Source organism: Paracraurococcus lichenis (assembly GCF_030657435.1).
GTDB classification, from domain to species: domain Bacteria; phylum Pseudomonadota; class Alphaproteobacteria; order Acetobacterales; family Acetobacteraceae; genus Paracraurococcus; species Paracraurococcus lichenis.
The window spans coordinates 1-19,762 of record NZ_JAUTWS010000079.1; the positions used below are offsets into that span (position 1 = coordinate 1).

17 protein-coding genes are annotated in these 19,762 nt (G+C 66.6%); 7 read left to right on the forward strand and 10 right to left on the reverse strand.

Features of this window, described 5'->3' with window-relative positions; translation table 11 throughout:
- On the forward strand, positions 1 to 216 hold a 216-nt coding region (locus Q7A36_RS33360), incomplete at its 5' end, for a hypothetical protein (RefSeq protein WP_305108123.1).
- Positions 217 to 333: 117 nt separating this feature from the next.
- On the opposite strand, the gene Q7A36_RS33365 is transcribed toward Q7A36_RS33360, so the two are convergent.
- The 6 genes from Q7A36_RS33365 to modA all read right to left on the reverse strand — a co-directional run bounded on the left by Q7A36_RS33365 (position 334) and on the right by modA (position 5,423).
- Positions 334 to 945: a pyridoxamine 5'-phosphate oxidase family protein gene (locus tag Q7A36_RS33365; RefSeq protein ID WP_305108124.1), complete on the reverse strand. Its 612-nt coding sequence runs from the start codon at positions 943 to 945 to the stop codon at positions 334 to 336.
- A gap of 367 nt (positions 946 to 1,312) precedes the next feature.
- A complete protein-coding gene (locus Q7A36_RS33370) occupies positions 1,313 to 1,681 on the reverse strand; it encodes a winged helix-turn-helix domain-containing protein (protein ID WP_305108125.1) in 369 nt (122 codons plus the stop codon).
- A 35-nt stretch (positions 1,682 to 1,716) separates the two neighbouring features.
- A complete protein-coding gene (locus Q7A36_RS33375) occupies positions 1,717 to 2,763 on the reverse strand; it encodes a TroA family protein (protein ID WP_305108126.1) in 1,047 nt (348 codons plus the stop codon).
- Positions 2,764 to 2,774: 11 nt separating this feature from the next.
- Entirely contained in the window at positions 2,775 to 3,935 is a 1,161-nt protein-coding gene (gene modC / locus Q7A36_RS33380; protein ID WP_305108127.1) for a molybdenum ABC transporter ATP-binding protein, read from the reverse strand.
- On the reverse strand, positions 3,935 to 4,633 hold the full coding sequence (gene modB, locus Q7A36_RS33385) for a molybdate ABC transporter permease subunit (protein WP_305108128.1): 699 nt from the start codon (positions 4,631 to 4,633) through the stop codon (positions 3,935 to 3,937). Before modB ends, modC begins: the two co-directional genes overlap by 1 nt.
- A gap of 7 nt (positions 4,634 to 4,640) precedes the next feature.
- Positions 4,641 to 5,423 carry a molybdate ABC transporter substrate-binding protein gene (gene modA / locus Q7A36_RS33390; RefSeq protein WP_305108129.1) on the reverse strand — a complete coding sequence of 261 codons (783 nt, stop codon included), beginning with the start codon at positions 5,421 to 5,423 and terminating at the stop codon, positions 4,641 to 4,643.
- Positions 5,424 to 5,809: 386 nt separating this feature from the next.
- On the opposite strand from modA, the gene Q7A36_RS33395 reads away from it, so the two are divergent.
- The 3 genes from Q7A36_RS33395 to Q7A36_RS33405 all read left to right on the forward strand — a co-directional run bounded on the left by Q7A36_RS33395 (position 5,810) and on the right by Q7A36_RS33405 (position 11,093).
- Positions 5,810 to 7,306, forward strand: a complete 1,497-nt coding sequence (locus tag Q7A36_RS33395; protein WP_305108130.1) for an aldehyde dehydrogenase family protein — start codon at positions 5,810 to 5,812, stop codon at positions 7,304 to 7,306.
- Positions 7,307 to 7,346: 40 nt separating this feature from the next.
- Complete coding sequence (locus Q7A36_RS33400) at positions 7,347 to 9,713, forward strand: xanthine dehydrogenase family protein molybdopterin-binding subunit (RefSeq protein ID WP_305108131.1); 2,367 nt, start codon at positions 7,347 to 7,349, stop codon at positions 9,711 to 9,713.
- 387 nt (positions 9,714 to 10,100) lie between these two features.
- Entirely contained in the window at positions 10,101 to 11,093 is a 993-nt protein-coding gene (locus tag Q7A36_RS33405) for an SMP-30/gluconolactonase/LRE family protein (RefSeq protein WP_305108132.1), read from the forward strand.
- Positions 11,094 to 11,444: 351 nt separating this feature from the next.
- Here Q7A36_RS33405 and Q7A36_RS33410 read toward each other — a convergent pair whose 3' ends face one another.
- Both Q7A36_RS33410 and Q7A36_RS33415 read right to left on the reverse strand, forming a co-directional pair.
- Positions 11,445 to 12,938 (reverse strand): aldehyde dehydrogenase family protein, encoded by a 1,494-nt coding sequence (locus tag Q7A36_RS33410; protein ID WP_305108133.1) that lies wholly within the window; start codon positions 12,936 to 12,938, stop codon positions 11,445 to 11,447.
- Positions 12,939 to 13,284: 346 nt separating this feature from the next.
- Entirely contained in the window at positions 13,285 to 14,781 is a 1,497-nt protein-coding gene (locus tag Q7A36_RS33415; RefSeq protein ID WP_305108134.1) for an aldehyde dehydrogenase family protein, read from the reverse strand.
- A gap of 111 nt (positions 14,782 to 14,892) precedes the next feature.
- Between Q7A36_RS33415 and Q7A36_RS33420 the strand changes: the two genes are divergently transcribed.
- The 3 genes from Q7A36_RS33420 to Q7A36_RS33430 all read left to right on the forward strand — a co-directional run bounded on the left by Q7A36_RS33420 (position 14,893) and on the right by Q7A36_RS33430 (position 18,059).
- A complete protein-coding gene (locus tag Q7A36_RS33420; RefSeq protein ID WP_305108135.1) occupies positions 14,893 to 15,243 on the forward strand; it encodes a winged helix-turn-helix domain-containing protein in 351 nt (116 codons plus the stop codon).
- Positions 15,244 to 15,477: 234 nt separating this feature from the next.
- Entirely contained in the window at positions 15,478 to 16,668 is a 1,191-nt protein-coding gene (locus Q7A36_RS33425) for a DUF2325 domain-containing protein (RefSeq protein WP_305108136.1), read from the forward strand.
- A 113-nt stretch (positions 16,669 to 16,781) separates the two neighbouring features.
- Complete coding sequence (locus tag Q7A36_RS33430) at positions 16,782 to 18,059, forward strand: IS256 family transposase (RefSeq protein WP_305108137.1); 1,278 nt, start codon at positions 16,782 to 16,784, stop codon at positions 18,057 to 18,059.
- Between the two features lie 151 nt (positions 18,060 to 18,210).
- Here Q7A36_RS33430 and Q7A36_RS33435 read toward each other — a convergent pair whose 3' ends face one another.
- Both Q7A36_RS33435 and Q7A36_RS33440 read right to left on the reverse strand, forming a co-directional pair.
- On the reverse strand, positions 18,211 to 19,224 hold the full coding sequence (locus tag Q7A36_RS33435; RefSeq protein ID WP_305108138.1) for an alcohol dehydrogenase catalytic domain-containing protein: 1,014 nt from the start codon (positions 19,222 to 19,224) through the stop codon (positions 18,211 to 18,213).
- Positions 19,225 to 19,338: 114 nt separating this feature from the next.
- The coding region (locus tag Q7A36_RS33440; RefSeq protein ID WP_305108139.1) for a PQQ-dependent sugar dehydrogenase at positions 19,339 to 19,762 on the reverse strand (424 nt) is incomplete at its 5' end.

Genomic DNA, 19,762 nt, shown 5'->3' on the forward strand with positions numbered 1-19,762 from the left:
CAGCGGCCCTGTAAGCTGCTGACCCGAAACGGCTTTCCGGAAGGCGGTGTCCAAGTTGGGCATGACACGCTGCGAGAGCTGCACCGCGGCGGCGTTCCGGTCATCATCAACCGCCTCGGCAGGGAGGAGACGGAGGGGGCCAGACTGTGCGCCGAAGTTACCGAAGCCGCGCTCCGCGGCACGTCGTTTTTCGTTGGCGTGCGCACCGACGTTTAGCCGGCATGGAACGCTTTCGTCGGCGGGCCGGGCATCATCCCGTCGTTGAACCCATCGGCCGTGCTCGCCTGGGAGGAGGCCACGGTGCCCGTTCCGGCCTGAAACTCCAAAGCGTCCTTACCACATGGTTGCAGCCGCCCGACCAGCCCAGTCGCGGTCGTACGCCTCGCCGCCGACCCGGTGCTCGCTCATCGCAGCCAGGATGCGCCCCGGGGTAGGCAGCGCGCCGGGCGCGACCTGCCGTGAGGGATCCCATAAGCCGGCCCGGATCACCGCCCGGGCGCACTGGAAGTAGACCTCGCCGACCGCGATCACCATGACGCAGCGCGGCGCCTTGCCCTCCACCGCGAAGCTGCCGAGCAGTTCGGGATCCGTCTCCAGGTAGGCGCGGCCATTCACCCGCAGCGCGTTGCCCCAGCCCGGGATCAGGAACATCAGCGCGACGCGCGGGTCACGGATGATGTTGCGTAGGCTGTCCACGCGGTTGTTGCCGCGCCGGTCGGGCAGCAGCAGCGTGTGCTCGTCCTGCACCCGCACGAACCCGGCGAGGTCGCCGCGTGGCGAGCAGTCGAGGCCCTCCGGTCCCACCGTGGCGAGGGCCGCGAAAGGTGCGGCCTCAATCATGGCGCGGTACTCCGGCGTCACCCGGTCGGCCACCTTTGCCGTGGAAGCCTCGCCCACCGGTCCGTACAGCGCCTCAAGGTCCTCGACGGTCTCGATACGCGGCATTTTGGGCTCCTGCGTGAGGCCGGCGCACGAACGGGCGCCTTCGCCCGGGGCTGCTACCCTTGACAGGCCTGGCAAGCCAGTGAGTTCTGCTCCAGGTTCGGTCAGCCGGACTCACGAAGGGACCCACCCTGCCCCATCGTCTGCCGCCGCTCTCGGCCCTGCGCGCCTTCGAGGCTGGCGCTGCTGGAGCGTCGCATGGTGCGCGACGACTTGGCTGCCGGGCGGCTGGTTGCGCCATGCGGCTTCCTGCCCTTCCCCAACGGGCTCGCCGTGGTGCCGGCCGCCGGGCGCGCCTTCGCCCGCCACGCAGGCCTTCCTGGCCTGGATCAGCGATGCACTCGCGTGGGAGTAGGACCTTCCTGGAAGGTCAGGCGCGGACGCGTCGGGCCAGTGCCGTGAGGCGCGGCTCCGCCGCGCGCTGGGCGGCGCGCTCGATGGCGCGGTAATCGGCAACCAGGTTGCGGCCGGCATCGGTCAGCACGGCCCCGCCACCGCGGTACCCGCCCGGGCTGGTCGCTACGACCAGCGTGCCGAGGATCTGGTTCAGTGCGTCAACCAGGTCCCAGGCCCGCTTGTAGCTCATGCCGAGTGCTCGGCCGGCGGCGGAAATCGACCCCTCCCGGTCGATCGCCTCCAGCAAATCGATCTTGCCGGGCCCAATGCGCCCGTGCGCGAGATCGATGCGCAGGCTGAGGGCGCCGATGGTCGGTCCGGTCTTCCGCGTTGCTGGCTTCATGATCTGCTATTCTACCATTGCCACTGTCCGTTGCATCATGCCCCGAGCATGCGATCGAGGAGCCCATCATCGGCAGCGATGCCGAAGAAGGACCCGAGCAGGCCCGCAGCCTCGGCCCGCATGGCGGCAGGTGGCAACAGATCGGGTCGGACTGCCGACAGCAGCCATCGCAGCCCGAGTAGCCGCTGGATCGAGGGCGGCCCGTCAACCCAGCCGAAGGGCCCGCTTGGCGCCACCAGGATGCGGCCGGCTCGGCCAGCGGGCGTCGCGGCCCAGAGGGGATCCGTCCGCAGCGCTTCCGCCAGCGAGGCCCGCTCGACGAGCACCACCTCAGGCGCAAAGGCTTCCACCAGCGTGACTGACGTGCCGGCTGGATCGCCTGCGGCCGGCGTCGGCAGGGTGCAGCCGAGCAGGACCGGCACCTCGGTGCCGATCGATGCCGGTGAGGCGGCCTGCAGTGCACGCTCGCCCCGGCCGTACCAGAGACGCGGTGGCTGCCAGCCGGCGATGCGGGACCGTGTGTCGGCGAGCAACCCTTCGGCTTGGACCGCGAGCGCCTCCCCGCGTGCTGCGGTGCCGAGCAGCGTCCCGGCCTGCCGCAGCAGCGCTGGGGTACGTGCGAGCGCGCCGTCGAGCAGGATCGCCGGCACGCCGCTCCCGCCCTGAATGCTCTCCGCGATCGCGGCATAGGCGTCGTTCACCGTACCCATGTCGAGGACCAGGTCGGCGCCGCTGTCCCGCACCCGCGCGGCATCCGCGGTAGGCGGCGTGGCGGTGAGGCGCCCGAGCACCGGTTTGTCCACCAGGCTGCCCGGCAGGACTGCTCGCGCCACGGCCGGCAGGGTACCGGTCCAGCCGGCGAGGCGGTCCGGCGCCAAAACGGCGACGAGGACCGCCGCACCCGGCCCTGCCGGAAACACGCGCCTCGGCGGCGATGGGATCGTCACGTGGCGCCCGGCCGCGTCCACCACCGCGCGCGTTGCCGATTGCGCTCGACCGGGACGTGGCAGCACGGCGGACAGCGCCAAGGCGGCGCCTGCTCGCAGTGCGGTGCGGCGCGCAATGGGATCGCCGCCCGCCAATGGAGGGTGGTTCATGCTGCGGTCTCCGAGAAGCGATCGGCGTCCTGGTCAGGGCTCGACGCGGCAGTATCGTGACGCGACGCGGCGGCCCCGGCGCGGTCAAAGGTTACGGCCTTCAGGACAGCCCAGACCGGCATGCCGGGCTTGAGGGCAAGCCGCTGGATGCTGTCCCGCGTCACGCGCGAGAGCAGCAGAGAGGGTCCGATCTGCAGCCGCAGGAATGCCTCGTGCGGCGAGGGCGCCTCGCCAATTGCCGTGAGCACCGCAGGCAGAAGGTTCTGGGTGGATAAGCCACGCGGCATCTCGGTGGCGACCGCGACATCGCGGGCTCGCAGCCGGACCCGCGCGCGAGTGCCCGGCGGCTCCTCCCGCAGCGGCAGGGTCAACTCGCCACCGGCAAAGGCAAGCCGGGTGAGGCCTCGGGAAGGGTCATGGCCGACGACGGTGCAAGGCAGGACCGCACCCGCGTCACGGCGGGCCGCCAGTGGCAGGTCGGTCCATAGGGAGAGGTCCTCGACCGCCCCCTCCGCGACCAGGCGACCGCTCTCCAGCAACACCAGATGGTCGGCCAGGGCGTCGACCTCCTCCAGTGCGTGGGTCACGTAGAGGATCGGCAGGCGGGCCGTCGCGCGCAGTTGCGCCAGGAATGGCAGCACCTCGCCGCGGCGGTCAGCATCCAGCGCCGCCAGCGGTTCGTCCATCAGCAGCAGCCGCGGCCGGGCCAGCAGGGCGCGGCCGAGCGCCACTCGCTGCCGCTCGCCACCCGAGAGCCGGGCCGGCCGGCGCCCGAGCAGATGGCCGATGCCCAGCAGCGCGACCACTTCCTCGAAGCCCGGTCCCACGGCGCCCGGCGGCGCGCGCCGCAGGCCGTAGCGGAGGTTGGTCTCGACGCTCAGGTGCGGGAACAAGCGGGCATCCTGGAACACCACGGCGCAGCGCCGCCGCTCCGGCGGCACCACGACACCCCGGCCGGTGTCGATCAGCGCCGTCCCGTCCAGGACCACCCGGCCCTCGCCCGGCCGCAGCAGGCCGGCGACGACGGCGAGGATGGTGCTCTTGCCGCAGCCGGAGGGCCCGAAAAGCGCGGTCACCCCGACGCCCAGTGCGGTGAAGGCAAGGTCGAGCGCGAAGCCATCGTGGCCGAAGCGGTGCCGCAGTGCGACCTCCAGCATCAACCGCGACCCAGCAGCATCTGCATCCGCCGCGCAATCAGTTCCGCCAGGAGGAGCCCGCCGATGGCCAGCGCGAAGGAGATGCCGGCGAGCCGCGCCGCCATCGCTTCGCCCCCCGGCGTCTGGGTGGCGCTGTAGATCGCCAGCGGCAGGGTCTGCGTCTCACCAGGGATGTTGGAAGCGAAGGTGATGACGGCGCCGAACTCGCCGAGGCCGGCGGCGAAGGCGGTGACCGCGCCGGCCAGGATGCCGGGCGACATTAGCGGCAGGGTGACGGTGAGAAAGCGGTCGAACGGCCCGGCGCCGAGGGTGCGCGCCGCCGCCTCGAGGCCAGGGTCCACCCCCTCCAGCCCCAGCCGCACGGCGCGGACAATCAGCGGGAAGGACATGACGGCGGTGGCCAGCGCCGCGCCGTCGGTGGTGAAGACCAGCCGGATGCCAAACCAGTCTTGCAGTGGCCCACCAATCGGGCCGCGCACGCCGAACAGCATCAGCAGGATCCAACCGACCACGACCGGCGGCACCACCAAGGGCAGGTGCACCAGTGCGTCGAGCAGCGAGCGCCCGGGAAACCTTCCTCGGGCGAGCAGCAGTGCGACGCCGACGGCTGGTACCAGGGAGACGACGACCGAGCGGGACGCCACGCTCAGGCTGAGTCGGACCGCCTGCCACTCCTCCGGGCTCAACTCCAACGCCATGACGGTGTTAGCGCGACAGGCTAAAGCCGAAGCGCTGCCAGGTCGGCGCGGCCTCCGGCCCCGCCAGGAAGGCGAGCAGGGCGCGCGCCTGGGCGTTGCCGGCGGCGCGGCGGGTGAGTGCGAAGGGATAGGTGATGGACGGGTGGCTCTCGGCCGGGAAGGTGCCCACCACTCGGACGCCCTGGCTGGCCGCCGCGTCGGTGGCGTAGACGATGCCGTATGGCGCCTCGCCCCGCTCGACCAGCAGCAGGGCAGAGCGGACGTTGTCGGCCCGTGCCAGCCGCGGCGACAGCGTATCCCACTGCCCCATCCAGGTCAGCGCCGCCTGGGCATACTTGCCCACCGGCACATGCGCCGGGTCACCGGTGGCGATCCGGCCCTGTGGTCCGAGCAGCGCGGCGAGGTCCGTGCCGCGCGCGAGGGTCACGGGCCGTGCCGCATCCGCCGGCGCCACCAGCACCAGGGCGTTGCCGAGTGGGCTGACGCGGGTGTCGTTCACGATCAGGTCGCGCTGTTGGACGTAATCCATCCAGGGTTCGTCGGCCGACATGAAGAGGTCGGCGGGCGCACCCTGCTCCATCTGCCGCGCCAGTGCCGAAGAGGCGGCGAAGGAGAGCCGCGGTGCCGGGTTGCCGCGGGCCTGCCATTCCTGCGCCAGCACCCGCAGCGCGTCGGTCAGGCTGGCCGCGGCGAAGACGGTCAGGGCCTCCTGGGCATAGCCGGGGGTGGCACGCAGGAACGGGGCGGCGGTCGCGACGGTGAGCAAGGTACGGCGCTGAAGCAGGAGCATGGGAGACATCCCGAAAACGTTGTGTTCAGCACCGGATAACGGAGATGTCCACCACTCGTCCATCCACTCCCGGTGCCAGCAGGCGACGAAAGCGTTCCGGGCAACCATCAAACTGCATCGAGCGGTGCGGATGCGGTGTTTGGCCTCCGCGGCAGCTCCCCGAACATGCTGGGGCGTGTGGATGCAGCTCTCGTCGGCTGGTACGCACGCGCCCTTCGCCGCCGATGTGCCGCGCGAGCTTTGGGCAGGCCGTCGTAGCCCGGTTCCCCCGTGGCTTGGCGCCCGCATGATCAGGCGCTATTAATGAACGAATAGATCGAGCGCCGGCTTGTCAACGCACGCTTGACTTGGCGGGCCGCTTACACCCCGAGAGAGGAAACCGCACCATGGACGCAGTTGGCGGCGCCGCAATCCTCGCACCGCGCCCCATGCTGGTGAACGGCGCCTGGGTGCTGGCGACATCGGGCGAGACAATCCTGGTGGAGAACCCGGCGAACCGCCAGCCGATCGCCGCCGTACCGCGCGGCCGCGCGGAGGATGTGGCGGTCGCGGCTGCCGCGGCGCTGGCAGCCTTTCCCGCATGGTCAAGGGTACTGCCGCGGGAGCGCGGTCGCGCACTGTTGCGCATCGCCGACGTGCTGGAAGCACGGGCGGAGGAGATCGCCCGTCAGGTGGCGATGGAGACCGGCAATGCGCTGCGTACCCAGGCGCGACCGGAAGCACAGGGCCTGTCACAGATCTTTCGCTATTTCGGTGGCTTGGCCAGCGAACTGAAGGGCGAGACCATTCCACTCGGCGATCACGTCCTCAGCTACACGCGGCGCGAACCAATCGGCGTGGTCGGTGCCATCATTCCCTGGAATGCGCCGGTGCTGCTGGCGGCATTGAAGATTGCACCGGCCCTCTGTGCAGGCAATACGGTTGTGCTGAAGGCGGCAGAAGATGCGCCGCTCGGCGTGCTGATGCTCGCCGCGATCTGCCAGGACCACCTGCCGCCGGGCGTCCTGAATGTGCTGACCGGGACAGGACTGGAAGCGGGCGAACCACTCGCGCGGCACCCGGCCATCCGCAAGCTGTCGTTCACCGGATCCACCGCCGTCGGCAAGCTCATCATGAGCTGGGCGGCGGAACGGATCGTGCCTGTCTCGCTTGAACTCGGCGGCAAGTCGCCTTGCATCGTGTATCCGGATGTGGGGACCGAGGAGTGGGTGATCGACGGCATCATTGCCGCGATGCGCTTCACCCGCCAGAGCCAGTCCTGCACCGCAGGCTCGCGCCTTTTCCTCCATCGCCGTGTCTTCGATAGCGTGCTGGCACGATTGGCGGCGAAGGTCGCATCGCTGACGCTTGGCAATCCGCTGGATGAGGCGACCGACATCGGCACCATCATCAACCGCAAGCAATTCGACCGGGTCTGCGGCTATGTGAAGGAGGGCATCGGCCGGCAGGATGCGCGGCTCGTCGTTGGTGGGTTGCCGCCGAGCGAGGGACCGCTGTCCGAGGGTTACTTCGCCGTGCCAACCATCTTTGCCGACGCTACCAACGAGTGGCGTCTGGCCCGAGAGGAAATCTTCGGCCCGGTGCTGGTCGCCATCCCCTGGGACGACGAAGCGGAGATGCTACGGATGGCGAATGACAGTCATTACGGCCTGGCCGCCTATGTGTTCACGCGTGATGTAGGCATCGCGTTGCGCACCGCGCATCAATTGGAAGCCGGCTGGGTGCAGGTGAACCAGGCTGGTGGCCAAGTTCCAGGCCATTCGTACGGCGGCTTCAAACAGAGTGGCATCGGCCGCGAATTCTCCTTGGAAGGCATGCTGGACAGCTTCACCCAGCGAAAGAATGTCAGCGTGAACCTCGACCTGCCACCAAAGGCCGTCTGACCTTCCGCTGACCGCATCACTCGCCTCAGAGGCTTTAGCAATGGACCTTCCGCTGGACATTACCTCCCTCTCTGAGGGCAAATTCGCTGTCGGCCAGCCGGTCGCCCGGAAGGAGGATCCGGTGCTGCTGCGTGGCGAGGGCCGCTACACCGACGACCTGAGCTTACCCGACCAGCTTCATGCCGTGATGCTGCGCAGCCCCATCGCGCATGGCGTGTTGGGGCCGCTTGACCTGGCTGAAGCGCGCTCCATGCCGGGCGTCGTCGCCATCGTCACTGCGGCGGAGCTGGCGGCAGCGGCTATCCGCACGATGCCGGCCGCCACGGGCAAGAACCGCGACGGCTCCTCCACACCGCGCCCAGCGCAGAGCCCGCTTGCCACCGACCGCGTCCGCTACGTCGGGGAACCGATCGCCATGATCGTCGCGGCGAGTGCGGCGGAGGCGAGGGACGCGGCAGAGGCGATCCTTCCAGAGATCGAGGCGCTGCCGGCGGTCACAACAGCCAGTGAGGCCGCTGCGCCTGGTGCCCCACAGTTGCACGAGGCGGCTCCCGGGAATGTCTGCCTCGACTTCCATTACGGCGATACGGATAAGGTTGCCGCGGCCTTCGCCGCCGCGGCACATGTCACGCGCTTATCGCTCCGCAACAACCGCGTCGTGGTCTGTCCAATGGAACCGCGCTCGGCCATCGGCGAGTACGACGCTGCGACCGGCCGCTTTGTGCTGCGCCTCGGTTGCCAAGGCGTCTTTGGTCAGCGGGCGCTGATTGCCAGCGTGCTCGGCGTGCCGGTGGAGAAGGTGCGTGTCCTCACTGGCAATGTTGGCGGCTCTTTCGGGATGAAAGCGTCCTGCTACCCTGAGTATATCTGCCTCCTCCACGCGGCGCGGGTGCTCGGCCGGCCGGTGAAGTGGACCGATGCGCGGACCGAGAGCTTCCTCTCCGATAGCCATGGCCGTGACCACGAAATGACTTGCGAACTGGCACTGGCGGCGGACGGGCGGTTCCTCGCGCTCAGGGTGACAGGCTATGGAAATCTCGGCGCCTGGCTCAGCAACGCCACCGTGATCCCGCCGACACTGAATACGGTAAAAAACATCATCGGCGTCTACGCCACACCGCTGGTCGAAGTTTCGACCCGCTGCCTCTTCTCCAACACCACCCCAGTTGGGGCCTATCGCGGCGCCGGTAGGCCAGAGGGAAACTACTATATGGAGCGGCTGGTCGAGACTGCCGCCCGTGAGATGGGGATCGACAGCCTGGAACTACGCCGTCGCAACCATATCCGGCCCGGGCAGATGCCGTATCGTGCACCGTCCGGCATGGTCTATGACGATGGTGATTTCCCGACCGTGCTGGCCAAGGCACTGCGCGCGGCGGATTGGGCGGGCTATGCCGCACGTCGGGCGGAAAGCGAGGCCCAGGGCCGGCTTCGCGGGCGTGGCGTCGGGCAATATCTCGAGGTCACGGCCGATGCCGGCAACGAGATGGGCGGCATCCGCTTCGAGCCGGATGGCAGTGTTACCATCATCACCGGCACGCTGGATTACGGGCAGGGCCATGCCTCGCCCTTCGCCCAAGTGCTGGCAGGCCGTCTTGGCATTCCGTTCGACCGCATCCGGCTGCTGCAGGGTGACTCCGACGAGATGCTGGCAGGCGGCGGCACTGGCGGGTCGCGCTCGATGATGCAGAGCGGCGGCGCTATCCTGGAAGCAAGCGATTTGGTTGTCGAACGCGGCAAACGTCTGGCAGCACATCGACTGGAGGTAGACACGGCGGACGTGGAGTTTCACCAAGGCCGCTTCACTGTCGTTGGCACGGATATCGGCGTGAGCATTCTGGAATTGGCAAGCTGGGTGCGCAGCGCGGAGGACCTGCCGGACGATCTGCCGCGTACCCTGGATGTAAGCCACGTCTTCAAAGGGGTGCCTTCGGCTTTCCCGAATGGCTGCCATATTGCTGAGGTGGAGGTCGACCCTGAGACCGGCATTGTGGAGCTGGTGCGCTACGCGACGGTCAATGATTTCGGCGTACTGGTGAACCCGATGCTCGTCGCCGGCCAGGCACATGGCGGCATCGCCCAGGGCTTTGGCCAGGCGCTGTTGGAGCGGGTGAACTATGATGAGGCCGGTCAGCCCCTGACTGGCTCCTACATGGACTACGGCCTGCCCCGCGCTGGCGATCTACCGGACTTCAGCTTTGAGAGCCACCCGGTGCCCGCTCGTACCAACCCGCTCGGGGTGAAGGGCTGTGGAGAAGCGGGCTGTGCAGGATCCTTGCCCGCGGTGGTGAATGCGTTGGTGGATGCACTTTCCGTCTTCGGCGTGACGCACATCGATATGCCCGCGACGCCGGAGCGGGTCTGGCAGGCAATCGCCGACGCCCGTGGGCTGCAGCGGACCGGCTGACGCACGACGCGATTTGCCCCTCTCAGCTCCAATCCTGATGAAGCGGGATCAAGGCCGGCTCGCCTCATGGCAGTCGGAGAGATGCGCGCCATTCATGAACGTCTGCCGAAACGCGACGAGGCAGCATCCATGATGTGCCCGGTCAACGCCGAGGCGAGTGCCGAGAATGCGCGCGCCGATCTTGATTGCGCACGAACCGCCACTCCCGCTATATTCACTCTATCATAGCCTTCCTGGCAACTCCGCAGCTCCAGTAGCTGCGCGACAATATTTCGGTTCACCCGTGTCGGTGGATGCGGAGGGTCTGACTGCACGACGGTCTGACACATCGCGTGCGGGTCCAGGCGTTGCAACGACGTCCATGACAAGAGGAGGAGTGGAGAGCCAATGTTCTGTAAAGCCGGACGCATCCGTCGTTTAGGGGCTATCCTCACCTTCGCACTGCTCGGTGCGGCTGCGCCCTCAGGGTCGCGCGCCGCAGACGTGGTCGTTCCAGGCCGCACGGACTTTCCCGAAAGTATGACGGCCACAAGGGATGGAACGCTTTACTTCAGCAGCATGGCCGGAGGACGTGTTTTCCGGGCGCAGCCGGGTGCGACGGAGGCCAGCGAATGGCTCAGCGCGGGCGCGGGCGGCCTGTCCTCCGTGCTGGGCATCCTGGCGGATGAGCGGTCCAGCACACTGTATGCCTGCTCTGTCGACATGAGCTGGGCCGGGATCACGGTGCCAAGTGGCAACACACCGACCTCGCTCAAGCTGTTCGACCTGGCTACTGGCACGCTGAAGGCCAGCTTCCAACTGCCCGCCTCTCCCATTGCGGGTCAGGCGCCGCTCTGCAACGACATCGCCGTGGCCAACGACGGCATAGCGTTCGTCACCGATTCCCTTTCCGGATACATCCTGCGACTGCGACCGGGCGCTAACGCGCTTGAGGTTTGGGCGCGCGATGAGCGCTGGAACACGAAGGGCCCGCAACTCGATGGAATTGCAGTGCTCGACGATGGATCTGTCTATGTCAATCTGTTCGAGGGAGATGGGCTGTTCCGCGTCTCCCGCCAGTCAGATGGTAGCGCCGGAAAGGTGACCAAGCTCGCCACATCAAGACCCCTCTATCATTCTGATGGTCTCCGCGCGGCCGGGCCAAATACGCTGCTCATGGTCGAAGGCGAGACCAAAGGAACACTCGACCTGATCACCATCCAAGACGATAACGCGACCGTCCAAACGATTCGGGGCGGCTTGGAAGGGCCTGTTTCGCTGGCTCAGGTTGGCAACACGATCTACGTTCTCGACGTGCCGCTGAAGTACCTGTTCGAGCCCCAGTTCAAGGCGCAAACACCACCGCCCTATCGGGCGATCGCTGTGCCGCAACCGAGGTAAGTGTAAGCCGAGCCCAGGCCGTGTGCTGCGCCACCAGCCGAGGCAGGACGCAACCTGCGTCGGCTGATCGGCTTTCGTCTCGGCTTGGCTTGGCTTGGCTTGGCTTGGCTTGCAGCGCCCCCCTCCTAGGCTTTGGGGAGTAGCGGAAGGAAATTCTTACGGCAGGTCCGAAGAGGAGGCACTGCGCGAGGATCTGTCGGATCCCCCATGTGCGCGCGCTAGGAATACGCACAGCAGAACCTCGATCCGGGTTTCCCTTCCGCCGAACCTCACGGCGCTATGCTATCCTGCGGAGGGGAGACGCGGAGCCTCAGGCTGAAGCTCCGGGACATCCTCGGACCGTTGGCGCGTTCAGTCAGTCCGAATCCAGACCGACTTGACGTTCAGATACTCTTCGACATGCTGCTTGCCGCTCTCGCGTCCATAGCCACTCATCTTGTATCCACCAAAGGGTACGGCTGGGTCCATGGCCTGGTAGCAGTTAATCCAAACCGAGCCGGCACGTATTGCGCGGGCCAGCTTGTGCGCCTTGCTCACATCGCGTGTCCACAGTCCGCTGCCAAGGCCGAAGCTGGTCGCATTAGCCCGGGTGATGACCTCCTCAATGTCATCGAATGGGATTGCTGAGATGACCGGTCCGAAGATCTCCTCCTGGGCGATTCGCATGTCGTCCCGGACGTCAGCGAACACAGTCGGCGGCACAAAATAGCCTCTGGCCATGTCACCCTCGGTGAGTCGCTCACCGCCTGATAGCGGACGTGCACCCTCCTGACGGCCGATGGCGAGGTAGCCGGTGACTCGATCCAGCTGTTCGGCGGAGACCAGCGGCCCAACTTGCGTGTTCGGATCAAGCCCGTCGCCGACGCGGAGCGACTTGCCATAGGCGGCGACGCGCGCGGCGAACTCCTCATAAATCTTACGCTCGACAAAGAGGCGCGTGCCGGCGCTGCAGATCTGCCCAGAGTTGGCGAAAACTGCCATTCCAGCCCCTGGTACCGCCGCATCGAGATCAGCATCAGCGAAGACCACGTCGGGCGACTTTCCGCCGAGCTCCAGCGACACGCGCTTCAGATTCCCCGCCGACGCCTGAATGATCTTCTGACCGGTGAGATGCGACCCGGTGAACGCAACCTTATCCACCCCACGGTGGGCTGCCAAAGCCGCACCAGCGGTCTCGCCATAACCCGGCACCACGTTCACAACGCCAGGTGGCACGCCGGCTTCCTGGCAGAGTTCGGCAAGGCGGAGCGGGGTGAGTGGCGCCTCCTCCGCAGGCTTCAGCACCACGGTGCAGCCCGTCGCCAAGGCGGGGCCGATTTTCCAGATCGTCGCGGTCAGCGGTCCGTTCCAGGGAATGATCGCGCCAACGACCCCGACCGGCTCCTTCAGGGTGAACGAGGCATACTCACCAGGTAGCGAGTTCTCGATCGTCTCGCCATGAATGGAGACCGCCTGCCCAGCGTAATAGCGTAGCATGCCCAAGGCACGCAGGCGGCTGCCGCGGGTGCGGCTGATTGGCGCCCCCATGTCGAGCGTATCCAGCGCCGCCAACTCATCGAAATGCCTCTCCACGAGGTCGGCAAGCTTCAGCAGCAAGCTCTGCCGCTCAAACGGCTTGGCCCTGGACCACGGACCGTTGAAGGCACGCCGGGCCGCTTCGACTGCGCGGTCAACGTCCTCGGCGTCACCCTCCGCAACCCTGGCGAGCACCTCGCCAGTTGCCGGGTTGATCGTCTCGAAAGTCTTGCCGGAGGCCGCCTCCAGCCATTTGCCGTCGATCAGCATCCGTTTCGGCTTGCCGTCGAGGAACGGGTGCACTGGGGAACTCCGATTGATCTCGTTCATGTCGTGCTCCTCTAGTTGAGGGAATGGATCAGGGCCGATGGGCTTGGTGATCGGGAATGAATGGACGAGCAGGCCGTACCACGCGAGCGCGGCCTGACCTGTGTCTGAGACGAGGAGCAGCGCGCGTCGGTCGGCGCGCAGCTAAGCGCTAAGCATGGTGAGACCCGTAGACTGTCCGCCTCGCTGGCGCTTCGAACAGGAGGCCGCACATCTCATGAGTCGTCGCATCAAGGAGACCGCGGCCGTCGAGCAGTGCATCGACTTTCCTGGCCAGGAAGACGGTTCCGGCTGCCAGTTGGCGCTGCGGCCGGCACGTTTGCCAGCCGCAGCGCCGCCTACTGAAGCCTTACAGCAGGGCGGCGACTGCCTTCGTCTCGGTGTAGAGCTCGATGGCCTCGTAACCCATCTCGCGCCCCCAGCCGGACTGCTTGTAGCCGCCGAACGGCAGTGCGACATCGTTGAAGTTGTGCACATTGATCCAGACTGAGCCGGCCTTCAGCTTGCGCGCCAACTTGTGCGCGACGCCGATGTCACGGGTCCAGATCGAGGCGGCGAGGCCGTACTCCGTCGCATTGCCCTGCTTGGCAATGCGGTCGAGGTCGTCGTCGCCATAACGGATGGCACACACCACCGGGCCAAAAATCTCCTCGCGCACCACCTTCATCTCCGGCGTTGTGCGAGTGAGGATGGTGGGCTCGACGAAATAGCCCTGGTTGCCGTGGCGCTTACCACCGGTAACCACTTCGGCACCCTGCTGACGACCGCTCTCGAGGAACCCGGTGACGCGCTGGAACTGCTCCTCGGACACCAGCGGCCCGATCCGCGTCTCAGGGTCAAGGCCGGGACCGATCTTCAGCTTGGCTGCCTCATCCGATAGCCCCGTCATCATGCGGTCGAACACCCGCTCGTGCACTAAGAGCCGCGAGCCGGCCGTACAGCACTGGCCCATATTGAAGAAGATGCCGTTCGCCGCACCAGGGATGGCGACCGAGAGGTCGGCGTCCGGGAACACGATGGCCGGCGATTTCCCGCCGAGCTCGAGGCTGACCTTCTTCAGGTTACCGGCCGCAGCCTGCACGATCAGCTTGCCGACCTCAGTCGAGCCGGTGAAGGCGACCTTGTCCACGTCCGGATGGGCGGCGAGCGCGGCACCGGGCGTACCGTCGCCGGTGACGACGTTCACGACACCCGGCGGGAAACCAGCTTCCTGTATCAGCTCGCCAAGCCGGATGGCCGAGAGCGGTGTCTGCTCAGCGGGTTTCAGGACGATCGTACAACCGGCGGCCAGCGCCGGGGCGATCTTCCACACCGCCATGAGCAGTGGGAAATTCCAGGGGATGATCTGCCCCACCACGCCGACCGGCTCGCGAATCGAATAGGCATGCCAGTCTCCCGGCGCCGAAATCGGGATATGCTGGCCAGTTATTTTGGTGGACCAGCCTCCCATGTAACGCAGTAGCTCGCAGCCGAAAGGAACGTCGACGGCGCGGGCATCACGGATCGGCTTGCCGTTGTCGAGTGCTTCCAGCTCGGCCAGTTCCTCGGCATGCGCCTCCAGTACGTCACCGAGACGCCAGACCAACTTGCCGCGCTCCGTAGGCTTCAGGCGGCTCCAGGGACCGTCCTCGAAGGCGCGCCGCGCTGCGGCGACCGCAAGGTCAATATCCTCCGCCCCACCCTCGGCAACTGCCGCAATCTGCTGCCCATTCGATGGATCATAGACCGCGAAGGTTTTGCCTGATCGCGCTTCGACCCACTGTCCATCGATCAGCAGGCGATGTTGGCGAGCGACGAAGTTGCGTGCGGCCGCGCTCAAGCGGCCATGGGAGGTAGCGAGGTCCATGGGGAGTTCCTCCTTCGTTATATCTAATGATTCATAGCGCCTGACAGAGCGTATGTCGAGTGCGGCACCGAGGCGTGCTACGATGGTGGCGGCAGAACCTACATTTCTTTCATGACCAGAACCGCATCAGGCAAGACCGCTCCACTCACACGCGTAACTATTCGCCTTGATCTCGCGTCAGGGGGGAGGATTGGGCCGGGGAAGATCGCGCTGCTCGAGAACATCGCAGAGACTGGCTCGATCGCTGCCGCATCGCGCGCGCTCGGCATGTCCTATCCACGCGCTTGGAAGCTGGTGGAGGAGCTGGACGCCGCGCTTGGACAGCCCGTCGTGTCTCGGGCGCCGGGCGGCCGGAATGGGGGTGGCGCCACCCTCACCGAGGCCGGGAGAACCCTCATTCTGCGCTATCGAGCTGTTGAGACGGCAGCGCAGCGCGCGGCAGACCGTTCGCCGACGGCATAGAATAGGCGGTCGGACTTCAACCTATTGTGTTTCCTGCATTCGTCGGGCCTAGCCTGATCCGTTCTCTTCGCTATCATTAGTCGTGTATAGCGCAGCGGATCGGCGGAGACACTCATGCAGTGGCGAGCGATGGGCAGGCCGGTCAGGACGAAGGCAGTCATTGCCGCGGGGTTACCTCGACGTCCGGCAGAAGATTGCGAGTGTGCGATTCGCTTGCCCGCGCCCAAGGGTGAGATGCAGATCTCAATCATTGATACGCCGACGCCACTCAGGCTCCGACCCGAGCCGTCGCGTCGCCGGCACATCTGGGAACTCGCCAGTCTCTTTCACTGCTCCATCATCGGTACCTGCCTCTCGACCAACGAGCTTCGGCGCCTGCTACGCAAGCTCGGTCAAGATGCGCCCGATGCTACAGACCACACCCTGCATGGTCTCGCTGTCAGTCTCGCGGGTCGCCACGATCAAGCAGGGAAACTGCTCAACAAGGCACTGGACGAGCGACACCGGGCCGTCGTGAGGCGGTTCGACGCCGCGACCGAGGCAGAAGGCGTTCGCCAGTTGTGGCGTGAGGCGCTGGAAGCGGGCGATATTCCTGGCGCATACTGGGCTGCTCTCACTCATCCTGCGACCGACCAGCCACTGATTTCGGAGATCTTCGGCGAAGTTCACATGCTCTCGCACCTGGTAGGCGCTGCTAACCGCGCCGATATTCGACGCCTCGCAATGCAGGAGCGTGAGATTGCTGCGCTCCGTGAGACAGTCGCGCGCCAACAGGCCCGCCTGCGCGACGACCTGACCGAGCGCGACGCCCGGATTCGCACCCTGCAGGAGGTGGTCGCACAGCAGTCGCTGCAGTCTGTCGCACAGCCGTGCGCCGCAGACAGGTCAGAGATTGACATGCTGATTGCCGAGCTGCGGCGTCAGTTGGATCGGGAGGTACGGCGTCGGGAAGCGCTCGAGCATCGCTTGACGGAAGCTGAAACAACACTGCAATCCGAGCGGGCAGCGCGGGCCGAGCTGCAACACAAGTTGCAGAGCACGGTGCACGAACTCGCCATCGTCGAGCAGGAGCTGACCCCGCATGTGGATGAGAAGGTGGCTGTGCCTCCGGCCGCTCTCGGCACGGTCCTCTACGTCGGTGGCCGCTCAGGGCAGACCGCATTGTTGAGGCACGCTGCAGAGCGTTGTGGCGCCGCCGCGTTCCTGCACCACGATGCCGAGCAAGGCGCTTCTCTACTGCCCGGCTTGGTGAGCCGGGCCGACGTGATAGTCTTCCCGGTGGACTGCGTCAGCCATGACGCTGCCCTCGCCGTGAAGCGCCTTTGCCGCCAGCTAGGGCGAGAGTTTCTGCCGCTCAGATCTTCAGGCGCGGCAAGCTTGATGGCGGCTCTGCGACATGCGGCAGCAATGACCGTTTCTACCTGATGTCGCATTGCAGCGAGGGGATGTCCCGGGTGATGTTGAGGAAGAGGAGGCGGCGTTGCCCGCCCTGAGCCGGTAGGCTCGGGGTGTCGAATCCACGAGGGGCAAGCAACGCCATGACGAGGAATAGCACATCGACGGGCGGGGTGCCGCCATCACCTGCGGATCGACCGCTTGAGGCGGCGACGGAGAGCTTCGAGCGGCTGTGCCTGAGGGCGGGGCTGGAGGCGCTCGGGGAGATGTTGGAGGCCGATGCGGCGGCGCTGTGCGGCCCGCGGCACGGGCGGGGTGGCGAGCGGCAGGCGCAGCGCTGGGGCCGGACAGCCGGCCCGATCGGCTTCCACGGCGGCAAGGTCTCGGTGGCGCGGCCGCGGGTGCGCGAGCGCGGTGGCCGGGAGGTGGTGCTGCCGAGCTGGGAGCGGGCGGTTGGCGAGGACTGGCTGGGGCGGTGGGCGATGAACCTGATGCTGCTCGGGGTCGCCACGCGTCGGTTCGGCCGGGCGGTTCGCCTGCCCGAGGGCGACGTGCCGGCGGGCCCGGGCACGGGGGTGTCGAAGTCGGCGGCCTCGCGGCGGTTCGTGGCGCTCTCGGCGGAGCGGATGGCGGCCTGGATGGCGCAGGACCTGTCCGGGCTCGACCTCTTGGCCGTGCAGATCGACGGCATCCACGTCACCGAGGACCTGGTCCTGCTGGCTGCCATCGGCATCGATGGCGAGGGAGCGAAGCACCCGCTCGGGCTGGTGGAGGGCGCCACCGAGACCGCGGTGGTGGTGCAGGCTCTGCTCGACGACCTGGTCGGTCGGGGGCTCGATCCGAGCGTCTGCCGGCTGTTCATCGTCGATGGGGCCAAGGCGCTGACCAAGGCCATCCGGCGGACCTTCGGGCGGGACACCCCCATCCAGCGCTGCCAAGTTCATAAGGCTCGCAACATCGCCGAGCGGCTGCCCAAGGCACTGCAGGCGCCGGTCCGCCGGGCGCTGCGGCAGGCCTGGGAGCTGGACGATGCGGCCAAGGCCGAGCGGCTGCTGCGCAACCTGGCGCGCACCCTCGAGCCCCGGGCACCCGGCGCCGCGGCGTCGATCCTGGAGGGGCTCGACGAGATCCTCACCGTCGTTCGGCTGCGGCTGCCGCGCGAGCTGCGTCGCTCGCTGGCTTGCACCAACATCGTCGAGAACGTCATGGGCTCGGTGCGGCGGGTCTGCCGCAACGTGAAGCGCTGGCGCGACGCCGACATGGCGCTGCGCTGGACCGCCGCGGCGATGCTCGAAGCCGCCAGGGGCTTTCGCAGGCTGAAGGCGAAGCAGCACCTTCCGGCGCTCCGTGCCGCTCTCACTGCTCACCGAGCAAAGGCCGCGACGATCACGCCGATTGCACAGCAGACGCGCCCCGCATAGGGTCACTCTCGGCCGCGCCGCCCGCCATGCTCAACATTGGCCGGGACATCCCCTGCAGCGACGCTACGGGTTGGCTCTCGGGTTTCGATCGCGACGGGGCACGACAACATTTCCGCCGCATTGTCTGTCGGGTGTGCCAGGACCCTCGGGTTTACATCTGCAAAACGACACGGAAGCGCGCTTTTCCACTTTTCATTCTGTCGTACGCAGCTTGAGCGTCGGCGAACGGAAATACTTCGTTCATCGAGCTGACGTCGTTCAGCACGCTGAATGCCAGCGTGTCCTCCGAGTCAACCGCCACTCCTGAGTACCAGCCTTTGACCGCTGCGCGCTTGCTGAGGAGTGCAAGCGTGTCGACTGCAATCTCGCCGACAACGCCAATCGCCATCAGAGTTCCATTCGGTCCCAATCCGCCGGCAATCGCTTGCATCGCTTCAGCGTTTGTCACGGTTGCAATGATCGCTGCCGCACCGCCCATCTTCTGTAGAGCATCTGCCGCGTCTTCTAATGCACTGTCGATGTACTCGTGGGCGCCCAGAGAGCGAGCAAGCTGCTCTTTCTCACGGCCACGATTAACGGCAATGGTCCGAAAGCCCAGTCGGTTCGCAAATTGGACGCCAAGATGACCGAGACCTCCGATTCCGTGGATGGCCACGATATCGCCAGCTCGCGCCCCACAATTTCTGAGCGCATTGAATGTCGTGATGCCCGCGCAAAGGAGGGGCGCGGCAGCGATGCTGTCCAGTTCGTCTGGTACATGGGCCGCCGCCGACGCGTCAGCGACCATATGGCTCGCGTACCCGCCATCCCGGGTTACCCCCGTCGCGGCATGCACATTTTCACAAGCAAACGCATTGGCGCGGCGGCAACGCGAGCAGTGACCACACGAGCCGCCGAACCAGCCAACGCCGACACGACTCCCAACAGCCCAGCCATGAACCTCGGTGCCAACCTGTTCAACTGTGCCGATCACTTCATGTCCCGGCACACGAGGATACTGAATGCCCGGCATCAGGCCTTCGACGGTGACGGTGTCGCTATGACAAACCCCACAGGCATGAACACGTATGAGGAGCTCGGTCGGTCCAGGTTGCGGTATCTCCCGTTCAACGCGCTCGAAGTTGCCGCCGGCGTGCGGGACAGCCATCGCCACCATTTTCGGCATGGTCTCTACCTTTCAGGGGCATTCACTTAACAATTTGCCGGCAACTTTCCGACAGTTGCCATAGTTCCAGGAACCGGCACGGTCGCTTGCAGCGTGTCGGGCGACCGCGCCGCGCTACTTCGCGTACGAAATGCGGTAAATGGCGCCGGCCCAGTCATCGGCAACCAGGATCGAGCCGTCCTTGGCGAGGATGATGTCGTTGGGGCGCCCGGCATAGTCCTGCTCGCCGGTGATCCAGCCCTCGGCGAAGACCTCCTGCTTGGCGTTCTTGCCGTCGGGGTCGACGGTGACGCGCATGATGCGGCCGCCCTGGTAGTTGTGGCGGTTCCAGGAGCCGTGCTCGGCGATCAGGATGCTGTTCCTGTACTCCGCCGGGAATTGGTTGCCGGTATAGAACTTCATCCCGAGCGGGGCGACATGTGCGCCGAGGTTCAGCGCCGGCGGCGAGAACTCGGAGCACTGGTGGCCCATGGCGAATTTCGGATCCGGCATGTCGCCCTGGTGGCAGTAGGGATAGCCGAAATGCTCGCCCAGCCGT

Excerpts from the sequence above, each read along its gene's own strand:
- Q7A36_RS33365 (WP_305108124.1), bottom strand. The coding sequence starts at position 945 with ATGCCGCGTATCGAGACCGTCGAGGACCTTGAGGCGCTGTACGGACCG.
- Q7A36_RS33370 (WP_305108125.1), bottom strand. The coding sequence starts at position 1,681 with ATGAAGCCAGCAACGCGGAAGACCGGACCGACCATCGGCGCCCTCAGC.
- modC (WP_305108127.1), bottom strand. The coding sequence starts at position 3,935 with ATGCTGGAGGTCGCACTGCGGCACCGCTTCGGCCACGATGGCTTCGCG.
- modB (WP_305108128.1), bottom strand. The coding sequence starts at position 4,633 with ATGGCGTTGGAGTTGAGCCCGGAGGAGTGGCAGGCGGTCCGACTCAGC.
- modA (WP_305108129.1), bottom strand. The coding sequence starts at position 5,423 with ATGCTCCTGCTTCAGCGCCGTACCTTGCTCACCGTCGCGACCGCCGCC.
- Q7A36_RS33395 (WP_305108130.1), top strand. The coding sequence starts at position 5,810 with ATGGACGCAGTTGGCGGCGCCGCAATCCTCGCACCGCGCCCCATGCTG.
- Q7A36_RS33400 (WP_305108131.1), top strand. The coding sequence starts at position 7,347 with ATGGACCTTCCGCTGGACATTACCTCCCTCTCTGAGGGCAAATTCGCT.
- Q7A36_RS33405 (WP_305108132.1), top strand. The coding sequence starts at position 10,101 with ATGTTCTGTAAAGCCGGACGCATCCGTCGTTTAGGGGCTATCCTCACC.
- Q7A36_RS33410 (WP_305108133.1), bottom strand. The coding sequence starts at position 12,938 with ATGAACGAGATCAATCGGAGTTCCCCAGTGCACCCGTTCCTCGACGGC.
- Q7A36_RS33415 (WP_305108134.1), bottom strand. The coding sequence starts at position 14,781 with ATGGACCTCGCTACCTCCCATGGCCGCTTGAGCGCGGCCGCACGCAAC.
- Q7A36_RS33420 (WP_305108135.1), top strand. The coding sequence starts at position 14,893 with ATGACCAGAACCGCATCAGGCAAGACCGCTCCACTCACACGCGTAACT.
- Q7A36_RS33425 (WP_305108136.1), top strand. The coding sequence starts at position 15,478 with ATGCAGATCTCAATCATTGATACGCCGACGCCACTCAGGCTCCGACCC.
- Q7A36_RS33430 (WP_305108137.1), top strand. The coding sequence starts at position 16,782 with ATGACGAGGAATAGCACATCGACGGGCGGGGTGCCGCCATCACCTGCG.
- Q7A36_RS33435 (WP_305108138.1), bottom strand. The coding sequence starts at position 19,224 with ATGCCGAAAATGGTGGCGATGGCTGTCCCGCACGCCGGCGGCAACTTC.